The organism is Blastococcus mobilis (assembly GCF_900188025.1).
GTDB lineage: Bacteria > Actinomycetota > Actinomycetes > Mycobacteriales > Geodermatophilaceae > Blastococcus_B > Blastococcus_B mobilis.
Map to the genome: position 1 here is coordinate 69,884 of NZ_FZNO01000019.1, position 17,283 is coordinate 87,166.

The 17,283-nt window shown below is 72.4% G+C and carries 15 protein-coding genes; 14 read left to right on the plus strand and 1 reads right to left on the minus strand.

All coding sequences use genetic code 11. From position 1 onward, the window contains the following. Positions 1–106: 106 nt before the first annotated feature. The 3 genes from CHB94_RS16625 to CHB94_RS16635 are packed head-to-tail and all read left to right on the plus strand — an operon-like array spanning position 107 to position 2,978. Positions 107–1,099 carry a FecCD family ABC transporter permease gene (locus CHB94_RS16625; RefSeq protein WP_089337676.1) on the plus strand — a complete coding sequence of 331 codons (993 nt, stop codon included), beginning with the start codon at positions 107–109 and terminating at the stop codon, positions 1,097–1,099. Next, the gene (locus CHB94_RS16630; protein WP_089337677.1) at positions 1,096–2,166 is read left to right on the plus strand and encodes a FecCD family ABC transporter permease; all 1,071 of its coding nucleotides are present in this window, start codon (positions 1,096–1,098) and stop codon (positions 2,164–2,166) included. The genes CHB94_RS16625 and CHB94_RS16630 overlap by 4 nt, the downstream gene beginning before the upstream one ends. Further along, positions 2,163–2,978, plus strand: a complete 816-nt coding sequence (locus CHB94_RS16635) for an ABC transporter ATP-binding protein (protein WP_089337678.1) — start codon at positions 2,163–2,165, stop codon at positions 2,976–2,978. The genes CHB94_RS16630 and CHB94_RS16635 overlap by 4 nt, the downstream gene beginning before the upstream one ends. 127 nt (positions 2,979–3,105) lie before the next feature. On the opposite strand, the gene CHB94_RS16640 is transcribed toward CHB94_RS16635, so the two are convergent. Continuing rightward, positions 3,106–3,705: a TetR/AcrR family transcriptional regulator gene (locus CHB94_RS16640; protein ID WP_089337679.1), complete on the minus strand. Its 600-nt coding sequence runs from the start codon at positions 3,703–3,705 to the stop codon at positions 3,106–3,108. Positions 3,706–3,884: 179 nt separating this feature from the next. Here CHB94_RS16640 and CHB94_RS16645 point away from each other — a divergent pair, with 179 nt between their 5' ends. The 11 genes from CHB94_RS16645 (at position 3,885) to CHB94_RS16695 (ending at position 17,198) form a co-directional block, all read left to right on the plus strand. After that, positions 3,885–4,934: an ABC transporter substrate-binding protein gene (locus tag CHB94_RS16645; RefSeq protein WP_217899343.1), complete on the plus strand. Its 1,050-nt coding sequence runs from the start codon at positions 3,885–3,887 to the stop codon at positions 4,932–4,934. Continuing rightward, a complete protein-coding gene (locus CHB94_RS16650) occupies positions 4,931–5,857 on the plus strand; it encodes an ABC transporter permease (protein WP_217899344.1) in 927 nt (308 codons plus the stop codon). Before CHB94_RS16645 ends, CHB94_RS16650 begins: the two co-directional genes overlap by 4 nt. Next, entirely contained in the window at positions 5,854–6,657 is an 804-nt protein-coding gene (locus tag CHB94_RS16655) for an ABC transporter permease (protein WP_089337680.1), read from the plus strand. The genes CHB94_RS16650 and CHB94_RS16655 overlap by 4 nt, the downstream gene beginning before the upstream one ends. A 16-nt stretch (positions 6,658–6,673) precedes the next feature. Then, complete coding sequence (locus CHB94_RS16660; protein ID WP_089337681.1) at positions 6,674–7,828, plus strand: ABC transporter ATP-binding protein; 1,155 nt, start codon at positions 6,674–6,676, stop codon at positions 7,826–7,828. Between the two features lie 85 nt (positions 7,829–7,913). Next, on the plus strand, positions 7,914–9,095 hold the full coding sequence (locus CHB94_RS16665) for an acyl-CoA dehydrogenase family protein (protein ID WP_089337682.1): 1,182 nt from the start codon (positions 7,914–7,916) through the stop codon (positions 9,093–9,095). Further along, on the plus strand, positions 9,092–11,212 hold the full coding sequence (locus tag CHB94_RS16670; RefSeq protein ID WP_089337683.1) for an acetate--CoA ligase family protein: 2,121 nt from the start codon (positions 9,092–9,094) through the stop codon (positions 11,210–11,212). The genes CHB94_RS16665 and CHB94_RS16670 overlap by 4 nt, the downstream gene beginning before the upstream one ends. Next, on the plus strand, positions 11,209–12,021 hold the full coding sequence (locus tag CHB94_RS16675) for an SDR family oxidoreductase (protein WP_089337684.1): 813 nt from the start codon (positions 11,209–11,211) through the stop codon (positions 12,019–12,021). The genes CHB94_RS16670 and CHB94_RS16675 overlap by 4 nt, the downstream gene beginning before the upstream one ends. Next, a complete protein-coding gene (locus CHB94_RS16680) occupies positions 12,018–13,637 on the plus strand; it encodes a 5-guanidino-2-oxopentanoate decarboxylase (RefSeq protein WP_089337685.1) in 1,620 nt (539 codons plus the stop codon). The genes CHB94_RS16675 and CHB94_RS16680 overlap by 4 nt, the downstream gene beginning before the upstream one ends. Continuing rightward, complete coding sequence (locus CHB94_RS16685) at positions 13,634–14,812, plus strand: Glu/Leu/Phe/Val dehydrogenase dimerization domain-containing protein (protein ID WP_089337686.1); 1,179 nt, start codon at positions 13,634–13,636, stop codon at positions 14,810–14,812. Before CHB94_RS16680 ends, CHB94_RS16685 begins: the two co-directional genes overlap by 4 nt. Further along, complete coding sequence (locus CHB94_RS16690) at positions 14,809–16,239, plus strand: aldehyde dehydrogenase family protein (protein ID WP_089337687.1); 1,431 nt, start codon at positions 14,809–14,811, stop codon at positions 16,237–16,239. The genes CHB94_RS16685 and CHB94_RS16690 overlap by 4 nt, the downstream gene beginning before the upstream one ends. Beyond that, positions 16,236–17,198, plus strand: coding sequence for a DMT family transporter (locus CHB94_RS16695; protein WP_089337688.1), 963 nt, complete (start codon positions 16,236–16,238; stop codon positions 17,196–17,198). Before CHB94_RS16690 ends, CHB94_RS16695 begins: the two co-directional genes overlap by 4 nt. The last annotated feature ends 85 nt before the right edge of the window (positions 17,199–17,283 follow it).

Here is a 17,283-nt window from a genome sequence, read left to right on the forward strand (position 1 = left end):
GTGGTTCCTCCACTGGCAGGTCGGAGGCCCGCGGGGTGGGGCCGCGGCGTAGGTTAGCCTTACCTGAGCAAACGCCCTGAAGCCGGGCCTGCAGTGGAGGTAGTCGGTGGATCGGGTGTTGGCGCGGGGGCTCGTCCCGGCCGCCCTCGTCCTGTTCCTCGCGGTGCTGGCCAGTCTGGCATTCGGCGCCGGCGAGGTGGGACCGGCCCGCGCCTTCGGGGCGCTGACCACGGGCACCGACGAGGACGCGCGCTTCGCCGTCCTGCAGCTGCGCCTTCCCCGCACGCTCGTCGCCGTCGCGGTGGGGCTGGCGCTCGGGGTCGCCGGGGCGGTGCTGCAGGCCGCGGCCCGCAACCCGCTCGCCGAGCCTGGTCTGCTCGGCGTCAGCGCGGGCGCGTCGTTCGCCGTGGTGGTCGCCATCGCCGCCGGAGCCAGCGCCGCCACCCTGGGCCCCTGGGTCGCCGTGCTGGGTGCGGCAGCCGGCTGCCTGCTGGCCATCGGTGCCGCCCGGCTGCGCGGCACCGGGGACGACCCCGTGCGTCTGGTGCTCGCCGGCGCGGCCCTGTCCGGGCTGCTGGGCGCCGGGACGTCGGTGGTCCTGCTGCTCGACCAGCGGACGGCGGACGAGGTGCGCTTCTGGACGGTCGGCTCGGTTGCCGGGCGTGACCTGGGCACGCTCGCGCAGGTGGGTCCCGCCCTTGCCGTGGGGCTGCTCATCGCCCTGCTCGTCGCGCGTCCGCTGTCCGCCCTGTCCCTGGGTGACGCGACGGCCCGCGGGCTCGGCCACCGACCCGCGCGTGCCCGGGTGCTGGCCATCGTCGCGGTCGCCCTGCTCGTCGGTGGAGCGGTCGCCGCGGCCGGACCCATCGCCTTCGTCGGACTGGTCGTCCCGTTCCTCGCCCGCGCCCTGGTCGGTCCGGATCTGCGACGGGTACTGGCCGTCTCGCTGCTCCTGGGCCCGGCGGTGGTGCTCGTCGCCGACGTCGCCTCGCGGCTGCTGGTCCGCCCGTACGAGATGCCGCTGGGCGTCGTCACGGCGCTGCTCGGCGCTCCCGTGCTCGTCGCCGTCGTCCGGTCGACCCGGCTGCCGTCGCTGTGACCGCGCACGCGGCCCGGCCCGCCACGGTCACCGCCCCTCCGGGGACGTGGCGCCTCGGCCGGCGGCGATGGTCGGTGCTGATCGACCGGCGGGCGCTGGTCGCGGCCACCGTCCTGGGCGGCCTGCTGCTCCTGGCCGTCGCGGTCAGCCTGGCGCTCGGCACGGCGCGGGTGGAGCTGACGAGCACCCTGCCGGCGGTCGTCGGCGTCGGCGAGCCTCGCGACGTCCTGCTCGTGCAGCGACTGCGGCTGCCGCGGGTCGCGGCCGGCGTGGCGGTCGGCGCCGCCCTCGGAATCGCCGGTGTCCTCCTGCAGACCCTCGCCCGCAACCGGCTGGCCACGCCGGACACGGTCGGGCTCAACGACGGCGCGACCGCGTTCGCCGTCGCCAGCGTCGTCGCGGTGCCCACCACGCTCGCCCCGTCGGCCTTCGCGCTGGTGGGTTCGGCGACGGCGGCGGCCCTGGCACTCGGTCTGTCCGGAGGAGCCGGCCGGCGGGGCTACCGGTTCCTCGTGGTCGGCCTGGGCGTCGGCGCCGCGCTCGGCGCCCTCACGCAGCTGATGCTGGCCCGAGCCGCGATCGACGACGCGAACCGGGCTCTCCCCTGGACCGTCGGCAGCCTCAACAGCCGCGCACCGCTCGCGGTCGCGATCCTGGCCGTGGGGGTCGCCGTGGTCCTGCCGCTGGCGGTGCTGCTCGGTCGCCGGCTGCACCTGCTGCGGCTGGCCGACCCCGTGGTGCTGGCACTGGGCCAGCGGGTGAGCCGCATCCGGCTGGCCGCGATCGGCGCCGCCGTCACCACCGCCGGCCTGTCGGTGGCCACCGCGGGGCCGCTCGGGCTGGTGGCGCTGCTGGCCCCCGAGATCGCCCGCAAGGCCGCCGGCCCCCGCAACGTGCCGGTCGTCGGCGCCGCGCTGGCCGGTGCGCTGGTCGTCGTCCTGGCCGACCTCCTCGGCCGCACCGTCGCGGCGCCGGTCGAGCTTCCGGTCGGCATCGTCACCGCCGTCGTCGGCGGGCCCTATCTGCTGTGGCTGCTCCTCACCACCCGCACCCGGAGGATCCCGTGACCGGCACTCTCGAGGAGCGGGCGACCGCCGCCGACCTCGTCACCGAGGCGCTCGACGTCGGATACGGCGGCGAACCCGTCGTCCGGGCGCTCGACGTCCGCCTGCCACCCGGGGCGGTGACGGCGATCGTCGGCCCCAACGGATGCGGGAAGTCGACCCTGCTGGGCGCCCTCGCGCGCGTGCACACGCCGCAGGCCGGTGCGGTGCTGCTCGACGGCCGCGACCTCGCCCGGATCCGCCCGCGCGACGCCGCCCGCCGGATCGGGTTGCTGCCGCAGCAGGCGGAGGCACCGGACGGGCTGACCGTGCGCGATCTGGTGCGGTACGGCCGGCATCCGCACCAGGGGCTGCTGCGCCAGTGGTCGCCGGACGACGCGGGGGCGGTCGACCGGGCGCTCGCGGCGGCCGACCTCGTGGAGCTGGCCGACCGGCCACTGGACACGCTCTCCGGCGGCCAGCGGCAGCGGGCGTGGATCGCGATGGTCGTCGCCCAGCAGACCGATGTGGTGCTGCTCGACGAACCGACGTCGGCCCTCGACCTCGGTCATCAGCTGGAAGTGCTGGAGCTGGTGCGGGATCTCGCCGCGGCGGGGCGCACCGTGGTCGCCGTCCTGCACGACCTGTCGACGGCCTGCCGGCACGCCGACCACCTGGTCGCGATGCGGGGCGGCCGGATCGTCGCCGAGGGCGCACCGCAGGACGTCGTCACGCCGGGGCTGGTGCGCGAGCTGTACGGGGTCGAGGCGGTGGTGCTGGTCGACCCGACGGCCGGCACCCCGGTGGTCTGCCCGATCCGCCGCCTCGCCCCATAGGCCGACCCAGCCGGACATGGTGCGGAGGGTGGGGCCATCAGGCCCGGCGGCGGGTTCCGGCGGACGAGACGTCCCACCTCTACGTCGAGCTCAGCGTGGACACCGAGCCTCTGCCGGCACCCGGGTTTCACACCGCGGTGAGCTCGAGATCGCGGATGGTGCGCTCGCAGACCTCCCGCATCCGCTGCACGGTCATGCTCCGGGAACCGAGGAGGACCTGCAGCGCCAGGCCGTCGATCATGCCGATGAGCCCGTTGGCGACCAGGACCGGATCCTCGTCGCGGAACAGGCCCCGGTCCTGGCCGTCACGCACCACTCCCGCGACGATGCGCCGCCACTCCCCGTAGACCTGGTCGTTCAGCTCCTGCAGATCCCGGTCGTGCAGCGCCTCGACCCACAGCTCCGCCCAGACGCGCCAGGCCCGGACGGTGACGTCATCGGTCGGCAGGTACGAGTCGACGAACATGCGCAGCCGATCGCGTGGGTCCGGCTGCTGGTCGAGCAAGGGCCGCCGGCGCTCCAGCGAACGGGTGAAGTTCCACTCGAACGCCGCGCGCATCAGCTCGGTCTTCGTGTCGAAGTAGTAGTGCACGGTTCCCGTGCTGGTTCCGGCCCGCTTCGCCACGTCGGCGACCCGGAGGGACTTGAAGCCCAGCTCCGACACCACCTCACAGGCCGCCGACAGGATCTGCTCCCGCCGTTCGGCCTCGACACTCGGCCTCGCCATCCGCGTCCCCGTCCTCCAGTGGTGCGCCAGAGTGTCCGGCTTGTTAACCGGTCAGTCAAGTATCGAATTGCCCTCGGCCATACATTTCCGAACACTGCGGGCGGGGGTGTTGACAGCGCCCGTGACCGTCGTCACGATGTGCCGAGTTCATAACTGACGGGACAGTCAAAGGAGCTCAGGTGCGTATCGGACAACTGGTCACCGCAGTCGGCGTCACCGGCGCGATGGTGATGCTCTCCGCCTGCAGCGGCAGCAACGCCGCCGAGGACGGCAAGACCCTGACGATCGTGGCGTGGGGTGGCGAGGACCAGAAGGCGCACGTGCGGGCCACGGCCGAAGCCTGGGCCGAGGAGAACGGCATCACCATCAAGCAGGACTCGCCGACCGACTACGCCAAGCTCCGCGCTCAGGTCGAGTCCGGGAAGGTCAGCTGGGGCGCGGTGGAGGTCGAGCCCAACTTCGCCCACACCGCCTGTGACAACGGTTGGGCGGAGAAGCTCGACAGCTCGATCGACACGTCGTTGCTGAAGGACGTGGAGGTCACCGAGTGCGCGGTGCCGGTGCTCGAGTACGCCTTCACCATCGGCTACAACACCGACACCTTCGCTCACGACCACCCGACCACCTGGGCCGAGTTCTTCGACGTCGAGAAGTTCCCCGGCAAGCGCGGCTTCTGGAAGTACGCCACCGGAGCGATGTTCGAGGCGGCGCTGCTCGCCGACGGGGTGAAGCCCGAGGAGCTGTACCCGCTCGACATCGAACGCGCCTTCGAGAAGCTCGACACGATCAAGGACCAGATCGTCTTCTACGAGACCGGTGAGCAGCAGCAGCAGCTCGTCTCCAGCGGTGAGGCTCCGCTGATCCAGGCCTGGAACGGGCGAATCTTCTCCGCCGCGCAGGCCGGCCAGCCGGTGGCCAACGAGTGGAACGAGCACCTGGTGTCCTACGACCAGTGGATCATCCCGAAGGGTTCGGCCCAGGCCGAGGTCGCTCAGGAGTGGCTGGCCCACTACGTCAAGGACCTCGAGGGGCAGGCGGAGTACGCCAACGCCACCGCGTACGCGCCGGTGAGCGAGGGCGCCATGGAGTTCGTCGACCCGGAGGTGGCCAAGGAACTGCCCACGGCGCCGGAGAACGCCGCCAAGATGTCGACAGTCGTGGACTACGCCTACTGGGCCGAGCACTACGACGAGGTCTCCAAGCGGCTGAGCGAGTGGGCCGCCCAGTGACGGCCGCGCCGGCCGTCGATCTGCGCCCGGCGGCTCCCCGCGGCCAGCACCCGGGGAACCTGGCGTCCCAGCCGTCGAGGTCGACGAGGAAACGGTGGTTCGACGGCTGGGGGCTGCTCATGCTGCCCCTCGCCCTGTTCCTCCTCCTGGTGTTCGTCGCGCCACTTGCGCTCGTGCTGGCACGCAGCTTCACCGACCCCGTGACCGGCCTGGACAACTACCGGGACTTCGTCAGCTCGTCGCTCTACGTGGACGTGCTGGCGAACACCTTCCGGATCTCGGGCGTGGTCACGCTGCTGACCCTGGTCCTCGGCTTTCCCTACGCCTACCTGATGACGCTGGCGACCCCGTTCTGGCGGGGCGTGATGCTCATCGTCGTCCTCGTGCCCTTCTGGACCAGCCTGCTGGTGCGGACGTTCGCCTGGGTGCTGATGCTCGGTGACACCGGCGTGGTCAACCAGACCCTCCTCGGCTTGGGCGTCGTCGAGGAGCCGATCGCCATGATCCGCAACTCCACGGGCGTCATCATCGGCATGGTCCAGGTGATGCTGCCGTACGCGGTGCTGCCGCTGTTCGCCACGATGCGCTCCATCGACCGGCGCCTCCTGCAGGCCGGTGAGGGCCTCGGTGCCCGGCCGATGACCGCGTTCTGGCGGATCTACGCCCCGCTGACCCTCCCTGGCGTCGCCGCCTCCTGTCTGCTGGTGTTCATCTCCTCGATCGGCTTCTACGTGACGCCCGCGCTCCTCGGTGGCCCCAAGGACGTGATGATCGGTGAGCTGATCGTCCAGCAGCTGTCCGGAGTGCTGCGCTGGGGTTTCGCGTCCGCGCTCGCCGTCGCGCTGCTCGTCGTGACCGCTGCCCTGTTGCTGCTGGTCGCCCGGATCGTCAACGTCGGCAAGTTCATGGCGGGTGACCGATGAGATCGCGAATCCTCGTGCGCGCGGCGCTGGCAGCGCTGGCGACGCTCACCGGCATCTACCTGATCGCACCGGTCTTCTTCGTCGTCCCGACCGCCTTCAACGACAGCCCGTTCCTGGCCTTCCCGCCCGAGACCTGGTCCCTGCGCTGGTTCGGGGCCTACTTCGCCGACGCCACCTGGATCGCCAGCACGCTCAACAGCATCAAGATCGGGCTGCTGGTCACTGTCCTGTCGTCGGTGCTCGGCACTCTGGCGGCACTGGCCATGGTGCGCGGCCGCTACCCCGTGCGAGCCGCGGTCGGTGGACTGGTGCTGGCGCCGATCCTGGTGCCCTACGTGATCGTCGGTCTGGCGGTGTACGCCGCGTTCCTCCGCCTCGGCCTCACCCAGACGACGCTCGGCTTCGTGCTCGTGCACACCGCCCTCGCGGTGCCGTTCGTGGTCATCAACGTGTCGTCCGCGCTGTACAGCTACGACCGGCGGCTGGACCTGGCCGCGATGAACCTGGGTGCCAGCCCGCTCACCGCGTTCGCCCGAGTGACCCTGCCGATCATCGCCCCCAGCGTGGCCGCCGGGGCCCTGTTCGCCTTCATCACCTCCTTCGACGAGGTGGTGACGAGCATCTTCCTGGCCGGCCCGGACATGACCACCCTCCCTGTGCAGATGTGGAGCGGGGTGCGCGTCCAGATCGACCCGACCGTCGCCGCGGTGTCCACGCTCCTCCTGCTCATCACCCTGTCCTTGTTCGCCTGCGCCGGCCTGGCCCGCGCGCTGCGCAACCGCCGCCTGAACCGTGGCTGACCCGAAGGAACCAACGATGCAGTCACAGCTGAGCCGCGACGCCGGCACCTCCATCGACATCCGCAACGTCGTGAAGCGCTACAAGGGACAGACCGCGGTCGACGACGTCACGTTGTCCGTCGAGGCAGGCGAGTTCCTCACCCTCCTCGGCGCCAGCGGCTCGGGAAAGTCCACCCTCCTCAACATCGTGGCCGGCTTCATCACGGCCGACGCCGGCCGGATCGAGGTGGGCGGGCGTGACCTCACCACGGTGCCGCCGCACCGGCGGGACCTCGGCATGGTGTTCCAGCACTACGCCCTGTTCCCCCACATGACGGTGTGGCAGAACGTCGCCTTCCCGCTGAAGCGCCGCAGGGTGGCCAAGGCCCAGATCGCCAGCCGGGTCCGCCAGGCGCTCGAGGTGGTGGAGCTCGGGCACCTGGCCGAGCGGCGACCGGCTCAGTTGTCCGGCGGGCAGCAGCAGCGGGTCGCGCTCGCCCGGGCGATCGTCTTCGAGCCGCAGGCACTGCTGATGGACGAGCCGCTCGGGGCCCTGGACAAGCGGCTGCGCGAGCAGTTGCAGCTGGAGATCAAGCGCCTGCACCACGAACTCGGCACCACGTTCGTGTTCGTGACGCACGACCAGGAGGAGGCACTGGCCATGTCCGATCGCATCGCCCTCCTCCGTGACGGCAGGGTCGTCCAGATCGGGAGCCCGCAAGACCTCTACGACCGGCCCGCGAGCCGCTACGCCGCCGAGTTCCTGGGGGAATCCAACCTGTTCACCGGGCGCTGCGACGGCCGGACCTTCGTCGACGAGCGGTCCGGTGCCGCCTTCACGGTCGCAGCCGGCGGCAACGGAGTCGAGCTGCGGAACGGGTCGGCGCTCGTCGTCCGCCCTGAACACGTGATGCTCGCGGCAGACGACGCCCCGCTGCCGGCGGACCACAACACGCTCGACGGCCTGATCCGCGACGTCACCTACCTCGGCAGCGGCCTGCGCGTCGAGGTGGCGCTCCCGGACGGTCGCCACCTGGTCACCCGCACCGGCACCCGCAGCGGACTCCGACCGCAGCCGGGGCTACCGGTGGTCGCCCACTGGCACGCCGAGCACGCAGTGGTCGTTGCCGATGACACCGGTGCCGCAGTGAGCGCCACCGTGAGCGAGACCGCCTCCACGGTCGCGGCCTAGTCCTTCCTCACTCCTCACCGTCCACACCCCTCTCACAGCGACCGTCCTCCGACGGCCGCGTGCCTGAACCTGCAAGGAGAACGCCATGTCGCGCACCATCCGCGAGGGCCTCGAACTCACCGAGGAACAGCACGGCTTCATCGCGTTGGCTCGTGACTTCGCCGAGCGCGAGATCCGACCCCGCTCCCGCGAGGTCGACGAGGCCGACACCGAGTCCCCGCTCGACCTCTGGGCGAAGGCCACGAAGGTGGGACTCAGCGGTTACATGTTGCCCGCCGAGTACGGCGGCGGGGGCATCACCGATCTGGTCACCCAGTGCCTCGTGCAGCAGGAGCTGTGCTACGGCGACGTCGGCATCGGCAACTTCCTGACCTCCAGCGCCTTCTTCGCCGAGCCGGTGCTCGCGCTCGGCAACGAGGACCAGAAGAAGCGCTGGATCACCCCGCTCACCGGTGACGCCCCGCCGGTCACCGCAGTGGCGGTCACGGAGCCCGGGGTCGGATCCGACTCCGCGAGCCTGCAGACGCGCGCCGTCCGCGACGGCGACCACTACGTGCTCAACGGTCAGAAGACCTGGATCTCCAACGCGCCCTACGCCCAGTGGATCGTGGTGTTCGCGACCGTCGACCCCGCCCTGCGGTCGCGCGGGGTCACCGCCTTCCTGGTCGAGCGGGACATGCCCGGCGTCACGATCGGGGAGCCGATGAAGAAGCTGGGTCAGCGCGCGATCGTCAACGCCGAGGTGTTCCTCGAAGACGTCCGCGTGCCGGTGGAGAACCGGCTCGGCGACGAAGGGATGGGCTTCTACGGCCTGATGCGGACCTTCGACGGATCCCGCATCCTCATCGGCGCGGGCGCCACCGGCTTGTCCCGCGCCGCTCTCGACGCGACGGTGAAGTACGCGCAGGAGCGCACCCAGTTCGGCAAGCCGATCATCGAGCACCAGGCGGTCGCGTTCCGCCTCGCCGACATGGCCGCCCGCACCGACGTCTCGCACCTGGTCACCATGCGCGCCGCCCGGCTCTTCGACGCCGGCGTCCCGTGCGCGGCCGAGTCCGCCATCGCCAAGCTCACCGCCAGCGAGAACACCACCTGGGTCGCCAACGCCGCGCTGCAGACCTTCGGCGGCTGGGGCTACTCCCGCGAGTACTTCCCCGAGAAGTGGCTGCGGGACGCCAAGCTGGAGGAGCTCGAGGAAGGCACGTCCGACATCCAGCGGCTCATCATCTCCCGGTCCCTGTCGGCGAAGCAGGCAGACAAGGGATGAGCCACGACCTCAGCACGTTCACCGACCCACGGTCGGTGGCGGTCGTCGGCGCCTCGCCGGACCCCGCCAAGTGGGGCTACTGGCTGGCCCGCGGCGCCCTCCGCGGCGCGCACCGCCGATCCGTGCACCTCGTGAACGCCAAGCGCGCCACGATCGACGGGACCCCGTCCGTCGCGTCGCTGCGCGAGCTGCCCGAGCCCCCGGAGCTGGTGGTGCTGTGCGCACCTGCCGCCAGCGTGCCCGCCGTGGTACAGGAGGCGCTCGAGCTGGGCGTCAAGGGCTTCCTCGGCATCACCGCGGGCATCGACACCGCCCACGGCGAGCCGGGACTCGAACGCCGGATCGCCGCCCGGATCCGTGCGGCCGGTGCCCGCATCGTCGGGCCCAACTGCCTCGGCATCTACGACGCCGCCCATCAGCTCGAGCTGGCCTGGGGCAGCTTCCGGCCCGGCAGCCTGGCGGTCGTCTCCCAGTCCGGTCAGCTGGGTCTGGAGATCGCCGGTCTCGCCTCGCACGCCGGGCTGGGGATCTCCCGGTTCGTCTCCATCGGCAACCAGGTCGACGTCACCGCGGTCGACGTCCTCGACGATCTCGTCGACCACGAGACGACCAAGGCGGTCGTGCTCTACCTCGAGGGTTTCGACGACGGCCGCGCGGTGCTGGCCGCGATGGCCCGGCTGCGCGATGCCGGGAAGCCGGTCGTGGTGCTCACCGTGGGCGCGAGCGAGGCCAGCCGGGCCGCCGCCCGGTCGCACACCGGAGCGCTCACCGCGGCCACGGACGTCGTCTCGGCCGCGTGCCGGGCCGTCGGCGCCGTCCTCGTCGACACCCCGGTGCAGGCGGTCGACCTGGCCCATCTGCTGCTCGGCAGCCCGCTGCCGGCCGGCCGCCGGGTCGCGGTCGTCAGCGACAGCGGCGGCCAGGGCGCGATCGCGGCGGACACGCTCGCCCGTGAGGGTCTGCAGGTGCCGCGGCTCGCGCCGGGGACGTCGGAGCAACTGGCCGCGCTGCTGCCCGCCGCCGCCGGGGTCGCCAACCCGATCGACCTCGCCGGCGCCGGCGAGCAGGACCTCACCACCTACGCCCGGGTGGTGGAGACTCTCCTGGAGAGCGGGGAGATCGACACCGTCGTCCTCTCGGGGTATTTCGGCTGCTACGGCGACGACACGCCCGAGCTGGTGGAGCGTGAGCTCGGGGTCGTCAAGACGCTGGGCGACACGGTCCGGGTGTACGGCCGCCCGGTGATCGTGCACTCGATGAGCCATGACTCCGATGCGGTCCAGCTCATGCGGGCCAGCGCCGTCCCGACGTTGCACACCATCGATGCCGTCGCCCGCTCACTCGGCGTCGTCGCCGACCTGGTCGAGCAGAGCGGTGGACCGCTGCCCCCGGTGGCGGAGAGCACGGCGGGGGCGGGTCGGGCACTTCCCTACCTGGAGGCTCGCGCCAGGGTCGCGGGTACCGGCGTGCGCTATCCCGCGGCGCAGGCGGTCCACAGCGCAGCGGAGGTGCGACGCGCGGCCGACCGACTGACCGCGCCCTACGTCCTGAAGGCCGGGTGGCTCGAGCACAAGACCGACGTCGGCGGCGTCGCGGTGAACCTCGTCGATGCGGACGCCGCCGTGGCCTCCTTCACCGAGATGGCCGCCGGCCTCGGTGACGGCGAGTACGTGCTCGAGGAGATGGACGCCCGGGCCGACACCGTCGAGCTGATCGTCGGCGCCCGCCGTGATCCCTGCTTCGGCCCGCTGGTGCTGGTCGGGACCGGCGGTGTGCAGGCCGAGGTCTACGGGGACGTGCAGCTCGCGCTCGCGCCGGTGACGCCGGACGAGGCCCGACGGATGGTCGAGTCGCTGCGCGCCCACCGCATCCTGACCGGGTGGCGCGGCCGGCCCGCGGTCGACGTGGAGGACGCCGCCGCGGTCGTGGCCGCGGTCTCCCGTCTGCTCGCCGAAGAGCCTGACGTCGTGGAGTGCGAGGTGAACCCGCTGCGGGTGGGTCCTGACGGCGCGGTGGCCGTCGACGCACTGATGTTCGCGGTACCGCGCCACGGCGACGACAGCAACAACGACAGGAACCACGACGACGCCTCCGGGCCGACAGGAGCACAGCCATGATCGACAGGTCCCCGCTCGCCGAGTTCACCGGCCAGGTGGCCCTGATCACGGGCGGCGGCTCAGGCATCGGCCGGGCGATCGCCCTCCGTTACGCCGCCGGCGGCGGGGACGTGGTGGTCCTCGGTCGGCGCCGGGAGCCGCTGGAGGAGACCGCCCGGATGGCGGAGAAGTTCGGCGGCCGGGCCGAGGTGGTGACCTGCGACGTCCGGGATCCCGAGGCGGTGACCGCCGCGGTCAATGGCGTCGTGGGAGATCTCGGCCGCCTCGACGCCCTGGTGAACAACGCGGCCGGCAACTTCATCAGCAAGGCCGAGGAGCTGTCACCGAACGGCTGGCGGGCCGTCGTCGACATCGTGCTCAACGGCAGCTTCTACTGCACCCGGGCCGCGGCCCAGCACATGCTGGCCGCCGGCCGGGGATCGATCCTCAACGTCATCGCCAGCTATGCCTGGCACGGACACCCCGGCACGGTCCACAGCGCCGCGGCCAAGGGCGGTGTCCTCGCGATGACGCGGACCCTGGCCGCGGAGTGGGGCGGTCGCGGCGTGCGGGTGAACTGCATCTCCCCCGGCCCGACCGAGACCGAGGGCGCCGGCGCCGCGCTGTGGCCCACCGACGAGGCCAGGGACCGGGTGCTCGGCAGCGTGCCGGCGGGCCGGTTCACGACCCCGGAGGAGGTCGCCGAGTCCGCGGCCTTCCTGCTCGACGCCCGCCGCGCCGGCTACGTCACCGGTGACGTGCTGTCGGTCGACGGCGGCCAGTGGCTGGGCAAGGCCGTCTACACCGACCCCCGGGCAGGCCGGTCATGAGCCGGATGTCCGGCGGGCAGGCCCTGGTCTCCGCGCTCGTCGCCCATGGCGTCGACACGGTCTTCGGCATCCCCGGCACCCACAACCTGGAGATCTACCGGCACCTGGCCCAGCAGGGCGTGCGGCACGTCAGTCCCCGCCACGAGCAGGGCGCCGGCTACGCCGCCGACGGCTACGCCCGCACCACCGGCCGGCCCGGCGTCGCCGTGGTGACCAGCGGCCCGGCGCTGCTCAACGCCGCGGCCGCGGTGGGCCAGGCCTACTCCGACTCGGTGCCGGTGCTCGTGGTCTCCCCCGGCCTGCCGCTGCGCCACCCCGGAATGGGCAACGGGTTGCTGCACGAGTCCCAGGACCAGGGGGCCGCGCTCGCCGCGATCGCCGCCGCCAGCATCCGCGCCGCCAGCGTCGCGGAGATCCCCGTCGCCGTCGCCCAGGCGTTCGCGATCATGACCAGCGGGCGGCCCCGCCCGGTGCATCTCGAGGTGCCCCTGGACGTGCTCGGCGAGGACGGCGAGGTCGTCGTGCCGTCGCCGGCGAGGATGGGCCCGGCGACCGCTCCGGCGGCCGAGACGGCCGCCGCGGCGGCGCTGCTGGCGGAGTCGTCCCGCCCGGTGCTCGTGGTCGGCGGAGGCGCCCGGGGGGCCGCTCCGGAGGTGCGCCGCATCGCCGAGCGCCTCGGCGCGCCCGTCGTCACGACCACCAACGGGAAGGGCGTGCTGCCGGAGGACCATCCGATGTCCCTCGGCGCCGGGGTGCATCTGCCCGCTGTCCGCGACCTGGTCGCGGACGCCGACGTCGTCCTGGCCGTCGGCACCGAACTCGCGCCGTCGGACCTGTGGTACGGCCCTCTGCCGCTCGACGGCCACCTGGTCCGCATCGATGTGGACCCGGTCGGGGTGCTGACCAACGCGGTGCCCCACATCGCCCTGGTGGGCGACGCGGCCGTCACCCTGGGAGCGTTGCTCGACCTGCTCCCCGGCTCGTCGGCCGAGGAGCCGGCGGTCCGGCGGACGGCACGGTGGCGGGATCACAAGTGCACGGACGCCGCGGCGGAGGGCGCCGAGTGGCTGCCGGTCGTCGCGGCTCTCGCCGCTGCCCTCCCGCGCGACGCCGTCGTGGCCGGCGACAGCGCGATGGTCTGCTACCTCGGCGCGATGACGAACCTGCCCATGTACCGCCCCGGCTCGTTCCTCTATCCCACGGGGTTCGGCACCCTGGGCTACGGGCTGCCCGCCGCCGTCGGCGCCAAGGTCGGGGACCCCACCGCACCGGTCCTCGCCCTGTTGGGTGACGGCGGAGCGATGTTCACGATCGCGGAACTGGCCACCGCCGCAGAGCTCCGGATGCCCCTGCCGATCGTCATCGTCGACAACTCCGGCTACGGGGAGATCCGCAACGAGATGCTCGACCGGCACGACCCGGTGCACGCGGTGACGTTCTCCTCCCCCGACTTCGCCGCCCTCGGCCGGGCCGTCGGCTGCCACGGAGTCACCCTCGACGATCCGGCGGACCTCTCCACCGCCGTCCGTGACGCGTTCGGTGCCGACCGCGCGACCGTCATCCATCTCCACCACCACGACCCCGCCTCTTCTCCCGTCCAAGGAGCCCAGCCGTGAGCCCTTCGTTCCTCGAGACCACCTGGACCGACCCGGTCACCGGCACGAAGGGCTATGTCGTCCTGGACACCCTCGTGCGGGGCCTGGCGAGCGGCGGACTGCGGCTGCGGAAGGGCTGCACCCTGGAGGAGGTCCGCGGCCTCGCTCAGGGCATGACCCGCAAGGAGGGGCTGGTCTACGACCCTGCGGACAACTACCTCCCGCTCGGTGGCGGTAAGGGCGGCATCGACATCGACCCGGGGGACCCGCAGGCGGTCGACGTGCTCCGGCGCTTCCTCGCCGCCGTGCTGCCGGTCGTCAAGGAGCAGTGGAACACCGGGGAGGACTTCGGGCTGCGGCAGGAGACCCTCGACAAGGTCGCCGCCGAACTCGGGCTCGCCTCCACCGTCGAGGCGGTCTTCGCCACCCTGCCCGACGCACCTGCGGCGCGTGACCGGCTGGCGAAGGCGTTCGCCGTCGACGTCGACGGGGTCTCCCTCGGCGATCTCGTCGGCGGGTACGGGGTGGCGCAGGCCGGCATCGCCTACGTCGAGCGGCTGGGGCTCATCCCCTCCGAGACGACCGCCGTCGTGCAGGGCTTCGGCTCCATCGGCGGCGCCGCGGCGCGCTACCTGGCCAAGGCCGGGGTCAGGGTGATCGCGGTCGCGGATCGGGACGGGCTGATCCGCAACGACGCGGCGCTCGACGTCGAAGCCTTGCTCGCCGCGCGCGACGGCCTCGGGGTCATCGACCGGTCCGCCCTGCGACCCACGGACTCGACCGCACCGACCGAGGCATGGCTCGACGTGCCGTGCGACCTGGTCGTCCCGGCCGCCATGTCCTACGTGATCACGGCCGAGGACGCGGCACGGGTCGGTGCCCGGGTCGTCGTCGAGGGCGCGAACATGCCGACGCTGGCGGACGCGGAAGCCGCCCTGCTCACCCGCGGGATTCCGGTGCTCCCGGACTTCCTCGCCAACGTGATGACCAACGCCTGGTGGTGGTGGGTGGTCTTCGGCGACATCGCCCCGACCGCCGAGTCCTCCTTCGCCAAGATCGACACGGTGATGCGCCGGCTGGTCGACACCGTCGCGACCGACGCCGAGACGCGCGGCGTCACCCTGCGGAGCAGCGCGCTGGCGCTGGCGGGGCGCAACTCCGCAGCGGTGCAGGCGCGGGTGGGGATCACCGGATGAGCCTCGAGCAGTGGCACCGCGACGCGGTGTACGTCGGCGGCCGCTGGCAGCAGCCGCAGGACCGGCGCACGGTCGGCGTGGAGAACCCGGCCACCGAGGAGATCGTGGGTCGCTCGGCCGAGGCGGGTGGTGCGGAGGTCGACGACGCGGTCGCGGCGGCGACCGCCGCCTTCCCGGCGTGGGCGGCCATGGGGACGGCTGGCCGGGTGGCGGTGCTCCGCCGGTGGCTCGACGTGCTCCGCGCTCAGCGCGAGCTGCTGGTGGAGACCACGATCGCCGAGGTCGGCGCGCCGCGGACGACGGCCGAGGAGTCGCACGTCGACACCGCGCTGGACGTCCTGGAGGGCTACCTGACGGCTGCCGGGGAGGTGGCCTGGGAGGAAGAGGCCGGCCACTCGCTGGTCCTCCGCGAACCGATCGGTGTCGTGGGTTGCATCACCCCCTGGAACTACCCCCTCTACCAGGTGCTGGCCAAGGTCGGCGGCGCTCTGGTCGCCGGGTGCACGGTGGTGCTGAAGCCGGCGGAGATCACGCCGATGTCGGCCTACCTGCTCGCCGACGCCGCATCGGTGGTCGGCCTCCCGGCCGGCGTGTTCAACCTGGTGCCGGGCTCGGGCAGGGTGGTGGGCGAGGCGCTCGTCACCCACCCCGGGGTCGACATGGTGTCCTTCACCGGTTCCACGGGGGTCGGGGCCCGCGTGTCCGGTCTGGCTGCGCCCACCGTCAAGCGGGTGGCGCTCGAGTTGGGTGGCAAGTCGGCGTCCGTGGTCCTCCCGGACGCCGACCTGCACACCGCCGTCGCCGGAACGGTCGCGGCGGCGATGCTCAACTCCGGGCAGACGTGCAGCGCGTGGAGCCGCCTGCTGGTGCCCACCGACCGTCTCGACGAGGCGGTGGACGTGGCCGTCGCAGCCGTGGAGCGGCTCGTCGTCGGGGACCCGACTGCGACCGGCACCGATATGGGTCCGGTGGTCTCGGCCGCCCAGCGGAAGACCGTGCTGGGCTTCCTGTCCCGAGCCGTGGAGGGCGGAGCGGTCCTCGCCTCCGGCAGTCCGGACCGGCCTGCGGGACTCGACCGCGGTCACTACGTCATGCCGACCGTGGTCACCGGGCTCCTCCCCGGCGCCGAGATCGTCCGCGAGGAGGTCTTCGGCCCGGTACTCACCGTGCAGGGGTACCGCGACGAGGCGGACGCGGTGGCGATGGCGAACGCCACCGACTACGGGCTCTCGGGTGCGGTCTGGTCCGGCTCGGACGAGAAGGCGCTGGCGATCGCCCGCCGGATGCGCACCGGGCAGGTCGACATCAACGGCGCGGCGTTCAACCCGATGGCGCCCTTCGGCGGGTACCGACGCTCGGGCAACGGTCGAGAGCTCGGCAAGTGGGGCATCGAGGAGTTCCTCGAGACGAAGTCCGTGCAGCGATGACCGCTGCGGCGGCCGACAGTACCCACCTCGCGTCCCGCCGTCGCCTGGTCACCGCCGTGATCGCCCTGGCCGCCGTCACCGTCATCTGGGGCTCGACCTTCTCCCTCACCAAGGACCTGCTGACCCGGATCTCCGTCACGGACTACCTGGCCCTCCGGTTCCTGACCGCTGCGGCGGTCGTGGCACTGGTTCGTCCGTGGGTGGTGCTGCGGCTGGACCGCCGCACGGTGAAGGTCGGCGCGAGCCTCGGCGTGCTGTACTGCCTCGGGCAGGCGCTGCAGTTCTTCGGGCTGCCGCACACCAGTGCCACGGTGTCCGCGTTCGTCGTCTCGATGTACGTCGTCTTCACACCGCTGCTGGCCGCGACGCTCCTGCGCTCCCGGCCCGACCGGTCGACCGTCGTCGCGGTGGTCCTGGCCACCGGTGGAGTGGCCACGATGTCCCTGCGGGGCTGGGCCCTGGGGTTCGGCGAGCTGCTGACCCTGGCCGCCGCGGCGCTGTACGCAGCACACATCCTGGCGCTGAGCCGATGGTCGACGGCGCGGACGGCCTACCCCTTGACCTTGGTGCAGCTGCTCACCATGGGTGCCTGCTTCCTGATCTGGACCTCGTTCGACGGCGTCCAGGGTCCCGGGCGCGGAGACCTGCTGGCGTTCCTCTACCTCTCGGTGGTCGCCGGAGCCGTCGCGCTGCTGGTGCAGACCTGGGCCCAGGCCCACGTGGGTTCTGCGCAGGCGGCGGTGCTGATGGTCCTCGAGCCGGTGTGGGCGGCGTTCTTCGGCTTCGCCCTCTGGCACGAGTCCGTGGACGCCCGCACGTTGATCGGCGGCGGGCTGGTGCTGGCGTCCATGGTCCTGGTGGTGCTCCGGCCGAGCGGATCGCAGGCGGCCGCCGGTGCGGCCGAGGCAGCGGGGGTCGGCGCCGTGGTGATACCGGAGGAGCCCGATGGACGTGCTTGACGTGATCGTCGTCGGCGGAGGGATGGCCGGGGTCTCGATCGGCTACGAACTCGCCGGGCGGGCTTCGGTGCGCGGAGATTCAACA